Source organism: Bradyrhizobium genomosp. III, from assembly GCF_000261705.1.
In the GTDB taxonomy this organism is placed as follows: Bacteria; Pseudomonadota; Alphaproteobacteria; order Rhizobiales; family Xanthobacteraceae; genus Bradyrhizobium; species Bradyrhizobium ottawaense.
On the sequence record NZ_AJQF01000550.1, the window covers coordinates 1 to 6,490 of the forward strand.

At 59.6% G+C, this 6,490-nt stretch carries 5 protein-coding genes and 1 pseudogene; all 6 read right to left on the reverse strand.

From position 1 onward, the window contains the following. Positions 1 to 163: 163 nt before the first annotated feature. A complete protein-coding gene (locus IC66_RS44770) occupies positions 164 to 358 on the reverse strand; it encodes a 4Fe-4S binding protein (protein WP_011084548.1) in 195 nt (64 codons plus the stop codon). 538 nt (positions 359 to 896) lie between these two features. Further along, positions 897 to 2,009: an alanine dehydrogenase gene (ald, locus tag IC66_RS0141725; RefSeq protein WP_011084547.1), complete on the reverse strand. Its 1,113-nt coding sequence runs from the start codon at positions 2,007 to 2,009 to the stop codon at positions 897 to 899. A gap of 384 nt (positions 2,010 to 2,393) precedes the next feature. Next, complete coding sequence (hypE, locus tag IC66_RS0141730; protein WP_011084546.1) at positions 2,394 to 3,440, reverse strand: hydrogenase expression/formation protein HypE; 1,047 nt, start codon at positions 3,438 to 3,440, stop codon at positions 2,394 to 2,396. After that, positions 3,437 to 4,579 (reverse strand): hydrogenase formation protein HypD, encoded by a 1,143-nt coding sequence (gene hypD, locus IC66_RS0141735; protein WP_028160612.1) that lies wholly within the window; start codon positions 4,577 to 4,579, stop codon positions 3,437 to 3,439. The genes hypE and hypD overlap by 4 nt, the downstream gene beginning before the upstream one ends. Further along, positions 4,576 to 4,809, reverse strand: coding sequence for a HypC/HybG/HupF family hydrogenase formation chaperone (locus IC66_RS49370; RefSeq protein WP_080588819.1), 234 nt, complete (start codon positions 4,807 to 4,809; stop codon positions 4,576 to 4,578). Before IC66_RS49370 ends, hypD begins: the two co-directional genes overlap by 4 nt. A gap of 18 nt (positions 4,810 to 4,827) precedes the next feature. Continuing rightward, positions 4,828 to 6,342 (reverse strand): annotated as a pseudogene (locus IC66_RS0141740) (Kae1-like domain-containing protein); the annotation flags it as partial. Between the last annotated feature and the right edge of the window lie 148 nt (positions 6,343 to 6,490).

The window sequence follows — 6,490 nt, forward strand, 5'->3', positions numbered from 1 at the left end:
TCTCTTGCTTCGGGTATCATCCCGACCTTGAATCAGGACTCACGTTCCAAGAAAAGTGGGTACTAGCGAGCGAGGAAAACGGGAGACGGGTCGCAAAGGCGGCTGTTTTGGATATTATCTTCATCATGCTTCGTGCAGGAGCCCCTCTCATCGGCTGCCGCTCCTATGCGGGCACGCAAGTATCTGGCACGGGGCAAACCACGGCGCACTTTGGCGCGTCAGAATGCCCCTCACATTGGGTACACTGGGACGGATTGATCACATAGATGTCGTTCTTCAGGCTAATCGCGGCATTGGGACACTCGAACTCGCACGCACCGCAGACCGTGCATTGGGATGCGATTATCTTGTAGGCCATCAGTGCTATTCCATAAGCAAAAGGTGCGGAACAGTTTCTTGCTATCAAGTCTTGTGCCAGACATCTTGAGCTTGATTCATCTGAAGAAATTTCGATAACGCAGGTCGCCGACCCGATACGGTGTCGCAAATCCTACAACGAACATGACAATCTGATCTCGATCCTGTGGTTTGCGCATGATCGGTGTCACGGCCGTCAGCGATCAGGTAAACCACCTTCTCCAGCATTAGGGAACGATCCGAGATCCTTAAGGCCGCCTGCCGCGGCTATGATCGATGTGTCGCGACATCATGGAGCTGTCCGGGCAAGTATCAGGTCGCCCGCGGCGCATCTTGTCGGCTTCACTCAATGGGACCGGAAGGTACATCGTCTCCCTATCCTGGCGGCGGTTGAGGCAGGCGTTCGTCCGGTGATCCTCTGCTTCGTTCCGCACTCCTAATCAATACTGGCGGAGGTCAGTTGATTAATAGCCGAAAAAAAGAGCCACCCCGAAGGGTGGCCTTAGTCAGGGAGGAAACGCCCATGAGGGCCTCTGGGATCAGGCCGCAGCCTGTTCGATCGGGGAGAAGGGCAGCCCGAGGCTCTCGGCCACCGCCTTGTATGTTAGCCGGCCCCGATGGACGTTGAGGCCTGCGCGCAGATGTGGATTCTCGAGTACGGCGGAAAAACCCTTGTTGGCCAGAGCCAAACCAAACGGCAGGGTCGCGTTATTCAGTGCCTGGCTCGAGGTTAGCGGCACGGCACCCGGCATATTGGCCACACAATAATGAATGATGCCATCTACTTCGTATGTTGGATCAGCGTGAGTGGTTGGGCGCGATGTCTCAAAGCAGCCGCCCTGATCGATAGCGACGTCCACGAGTACGGCTCTCTTGCGCATTGAGCTCAGCATGCTCCGGCGGACCAGCTTCGGAGCGCTTGCCCCTGGGACGAGCACCGCACCAATCACCACGTCCGCCGCAAATACCTCTTCCTCCACGGATTCGATGGTCGAAAACCTAGTGCGAACCCGTCCTTCGAATAGCTCGTCCAGCTCACGGAGCCGGATGATCGAACGATCGATGATGGTCACCTCTGCGCCCAGACCAGCCGCCATGCGCGCGGCGTGCGTACCGACGACCCCACCTCCAATCACCACGATTCGGGCAGGCTGAACCCCGGGCACCCCACCGATCAGCAGCCCTCGCCCCCCTGTACTCCGCTTTAGAGCGCTACCCGCCGCTTCGATCGAAAGCCTGCCCGCGACCTCGCTCATCGGCGCCAGCAGTGGAAGACCACCATGAGCATCAGTTACGGTCTCATAGGCGATTGCAATGCATCCAGATTTCAAGAGGCCGGCAGCCTGTTCCGGGTCCGGGGCCAAGTGCAAATAGGTGAACAGGATTTGATCCTCACGCAGCTGGGACCATTCGGCCGGCTGAGGCTCCTTGACCTTTACGATCATCTCGCTCGATGCGAATACCTCAGCTGCCGAAGTTAAGATCGTTGCGCCGGCATTGCGATAATCGCCATCGGTTGCACCAATGCCAGCGCCGGCATTGGTCTCGATCATCACGCGGTGGCCCGCTGCCACGTATTCACGGGCAGCTCCTGGGGTAAGGCCCACGCGATATTCGTGCGCCTTGATTTCCTTTGGAACTCCGACCTTCATTTGAATACTCCCTGCCTGACGCGCCTTCTTATCGGAAGCGCGCAGCGATATCGCGACGCAGCCGGGCAAAATGGCGCAGGAATTCAGCGATATTTGCGAGGCTTCGCAGGATTTCAAACCCAGGGGTGCTGGGTAGATCGTGTGATCCTGTTCGCTGAACTTAGCCGTCGAAAACTGCGCGATGCCGGTGAATCGTTCCGAATTGCAGTCGCGGCCCGCAGAAAAGCCAACAACCGAAATCCAGCCTCGCCGAACTCCTCAAGCAGCAAAGACAGCAATTTGCCAATTAGGTAGGATTGCCTATCAAGCGAAACGCTTGTTGAGCTGAGGGCTAATGGCGTTGTCAGTAAATGGCGGCCAAGAAATGGACGTTGCGCAGCCTGTTCAACAGATCCGAGGCAATTGTTCCCCCCACAGCCAGTCGACGATTCGCCGGCCGCCGAAATCGGTCGTCATCTGCACAAATTTGTGATCGTCAGCCACCGCCTCACCGATATCGGCCGCATTGGACCCGAGGGGGTGCGCCTTCATGGCTGCGAGAACGGCATCGGCAGAATCCGGCGCCACGATCGCGACGAGCTTGCCTTCGTTGGCAACATGGATCGGTTCGAGTCCAAGCAGTTCGCAGGTAGCCGCAACCGCAGGCTTCACCGGAATCATCGATTCCTGCAGATGGAAGCCGAGCTCTGATTGAAGCGCGATCTCATTGAGAGCCGCAGCGAGCCCGCCGCGCGTAGGGTCGCGCATTACCCGGATGCCGCCACCGCCAGCGGCAACCATGGCCGCAGCGAGACTATGCAACGCTGCTGAGTCGGAGACGATTTCGGTTTGAAATGCAACGTTCTGACGCTTTGACATGATCGCCACCCCATGATCACCGAGGCTACCGGACAGCAGCACACGGTCCCCGACCTTTGCCTTGTCAGCGGAAAGATCGAGCCCATCGGCCACCAGCCCGATCCCGGTCATAGAGATGAACAGACCGTCCGCCTTGCCACGCTCGACCACCTTGGTATCCCCGGCAATGATATAGACGCCGGCGGCACATGCCGCCGCGCCCATCGACTCCGCGATCGTCTTGAGATCCGAAAACCGGAAACCCTCCTCGATGATAAAGCTGGCCGACAAATAGAGAGGACGCGCACCGGACATCGCGATGTCATTAATCGTGCCGTGCACAGCCAATGACCCGATGTTGCCGCCAGGAAAGAACAGTGGCGAAATCACATAGCCATCAGTCGTCATCACCATCCTGCCTGCGGTAACATCGAACGCCGACTGATCATTGGAGCCGGCGAGCCATTCATTACCGAAGGCCTGATGAAAGAGGCCGGAGATTAGCTGTGCCATGGCACGGCCTCCGGCCCCGTGGGAAAGTTCAACGCGTCCGTTCTCCACATCGAGCTTGCGTTGATAGGCTTTCACGCTCATGACGTCTGCCTCGCCTGCTCATCGCGAACTCGGCGATAGGTCCAATACGCCGCACAAGCTCCTTCTGATGACACCATGCAGGCTCCTATGGGCGTTTCCGGCGTGCAGATATTGCCAAACAACTTGCAATCGATCGGCCGTTTGGCGCCACGCAGGATCGCGCAGCATTCGCAGGCCGGATTGTCTGCGACACGCAGGTCATGGATCGCAAAGCGCGTCTCGGCGTCGAATTTTGCATATGATTGCTTCAGCTTCAGTCCGCTGTTGGGTACCAGTCCAAGCCCGCGCCATTCAAACTGCTCACGCAGCTCGAAGACCTGCGAGACCTCCTCCTTGGCGCGCCGGTTGCCTTCGCGTGTCACTGCACGGCTGTATTGGTTTTCCACCTCGTGGCGGTTTTGGTTCACTTGCCGCACCAGCATCAGGACAGCCTGCAGCACGTCGAGGGGTTCAAATCCGGCGACCACGATCGGCTTCTCGAATTGTTCCGCCATGGGCTCGTAAGGCTGCGTACCGACAATGGTGCTGACATGTGCAGGCCCGATGAAGCCGTCAATGGGGACCCCGCCCGTGTTGCGGATCTTCGGGTTCTCGAGAATGCGGTGCATCGCAGAGGGCGTAAGAACGTGATTGCAGAACACGCTAAGGCCCTCGAGCCGCTTGTGCTCGGCAATCCTGATCATGACCGCCGTCGGGGGCGTCGTGGTCTCAAATCCGATGGCAAAGAAGACCACTTCGCGGCCCGGCGTCTGTTCGGCGAGCCGGATAGCGTCGAGGGCCGAGTAGACCATCCGAATGTGGGCACCCAGCGCTTTGGCAAGCAACAGGGACTGCCCTTGCGACCCAGGCGCGCGCATCAGGTCGCCGTAGACGCACAGAATGACCTCTGGCCGCTCGGCGAGCCGGATCGCCATGTCGATACGGCTCGCCGGCAGAACGCAGACGGGACAACCGGGCCCGTGGATCATCCGAACGTTCGCGGGCAGCAGATCCTCAAGACCGTAGCGGGAGATTGCATGAGTGTGTCCACCGCAAAATTCCACGAACCGGTAGGCTCGTTGTGAACTGACCTCAGCGTCAATTGCTCGCGCAAGTCCCTGCGCGATAGTCTTGTCGCGAAATTCGCTGGAATATTTCACGATCGGCATTCCTTCGCAGCGCCTAGCTCCTGCAGGAGCTCTAGCGTGCGCTTGGCTTCCGCCGGATCGATCTTAGCGAGCGCATAGCCGACATGGACCAGGACGAAATCGCCGACGTCGAGCTCGTCGAGGAGGGCAATCGATATCTCCAGGTTGACGCCATCGATGAACACGAGGGCCATTTCGTTGGGAAGAATTTTCGCGATCTTTGCCGGAACCGAAAGACACATATCAGGCAGCTCCTGCCCGGCGGGCGGCTGTTGAGCAATCTTTAGAGCCGCAATCCAGGCCTGGCCGAGGCTCAAACCGCCGTCATTGGGCGGCAGCCGTCGCGGTACCAGGGGGGTAAGACCGGCATCGCTGCACCCCCGCGGGATTTTGTCCGCCAGCACCGCGTTCAGGAAGCAGCCGCCGCTCAGAACCACGGTATTGATGCCGGTTGTCCGCGCAGAGCGTGTGACCCAGTCAACGCAGGCAGCGGCTAACGTGCCATGAAACAGCCCGGCTCCTCCGGCAGCGTCAATGTCATCAGCAATCAAACGTGAAAATAGCGGACCAAGGGACAGCACGCCGCCCTCGATCGTCCAGCCGGCTTCCAGAATCGTAGTACCCCGCACCAGCGCTTCGAGCTTCAACGCTGCTTCGCCGTCATAGCTCTGCAGATTCGCAATACCTAGCAGCGCCGCTGCCGCGTCGAACAACCGTCCCGCACTGGTCGTGGTGGTCCCGCCCGGCTGATCGAGCAAGTCCGACAGACAGCCGGCTTGCCGCTGCGCGGCAAAGCGCTGCCCGATTTCGTTACCCCGGCCGAGCCCGTGTAATACTGCGCTGGCCATGCGCCACGGCTCGCGGGCTGCACGATCTCCACCCGGTATCTGCAGGGGCGCTAAGTGCCCGATGCGCTGGGACGACGTCTCTTCGCACAACAATAATTCGCCACCCCAGTTACCGCCGTCGGAGCCAAAGCCATGGCCATCGAGCACCAGGGCAAGCGCAGGTCCCGCATGGCCGTGCTCAGCGATTACTGCGGCAGCGTGTGCATGGTGATGCTGAACCGCGACTAGCGCGCGAGCATTTGCTTCCGCAAACCGGGTAGAAGCCATATCGGGATGCAAATCATGGGCGACGGCGACAGGCTCCACGCCGAGGCTCGATGTGAGGTGCCGGATCGTCTTCTCGAACGCACGGATGCTTTCGGCCGTATTTAGATCGCCAATATGCTGAGAGACGAACGCTTGGTCGTCCCGCGTGATGGTGACGGTCGACTTCAGTATCCCGCCGACGGCGAGCACGGGCGGGACAGACCTTGCAAGCCGAATTGGCTCGGGAACATAGCCGCGAGCACGACGGATGAATTGGTCCCGGCCAGCGGCCACCGAAACCACGGAATCATCAGCGCACGCCAAGATATCGCGATCATGGGTCACGACCAGGTCGGCGACCCCCTTGAGCTGTCTCAACGCCTCCACGTTATCGATCAGCAGGGGTTCGCCGTAGAGATTTGCACTGGTGACAACGATGACCGGGCCAGCCTCTCCACGCTGCGGCAACGCGGCAATAAACTCAGACGTACGGTGCCCCTCGACCTCGATGAGAACGCCCTCGGGACCATTGATGACAAATCCCGCCAATCCGTACCGCATGGCTAGTCCATAGACGTAGGGACGAAAGCCAACCCCTTGCACTGCTCCACTCACGCGCACGCGCAGTCGCTTTCGATCGCAGGTGGCTGCGGCGCTCATCGCCTTGCGTCCTCTAAGGCGCGCCTCTGACGGCGCGCCTGCCTGTTGATCCAGGCGTAGAGCGCGCCAAAGCCCTCGCCAGTACGAGCCGAAACGACAAGCACGTCAATCTTTGGGTTGACCCGTCTGGCATACTCAGAGCTGGCCCCGGTTGTTTGGACAGCGCCGC

Coding starts and splice junctions, on each gene's coding strand:
- hypE (WP_011084546.1), bottom strand. CDS start 3,440: ATGAGCGTGAAAGCCTATCAACGCAAGCTCGATGTGGAGAACGGACGC.
- IC66_RS49370 (WP_080588819.1), bottom strand. CDS start 4,809: ATGTGTCTTTCGGTTCCGGCAAAGATCGCGAAAATTCTTCCCAACGAA.
- ald (WP_011084547.1), bottom strand. CDS start 2,009: ATGAAGGTCGGAGTTCCAAAGGAAATCAAGGCGCACGAATATCGCGTG.
- IC66_RS44770 (WP_011084548.1), bottom strand. CDS start 358: ATGGCCTACAAGATAATCGCATCCCAATGCACGGTCTGCGGTGCGTGC.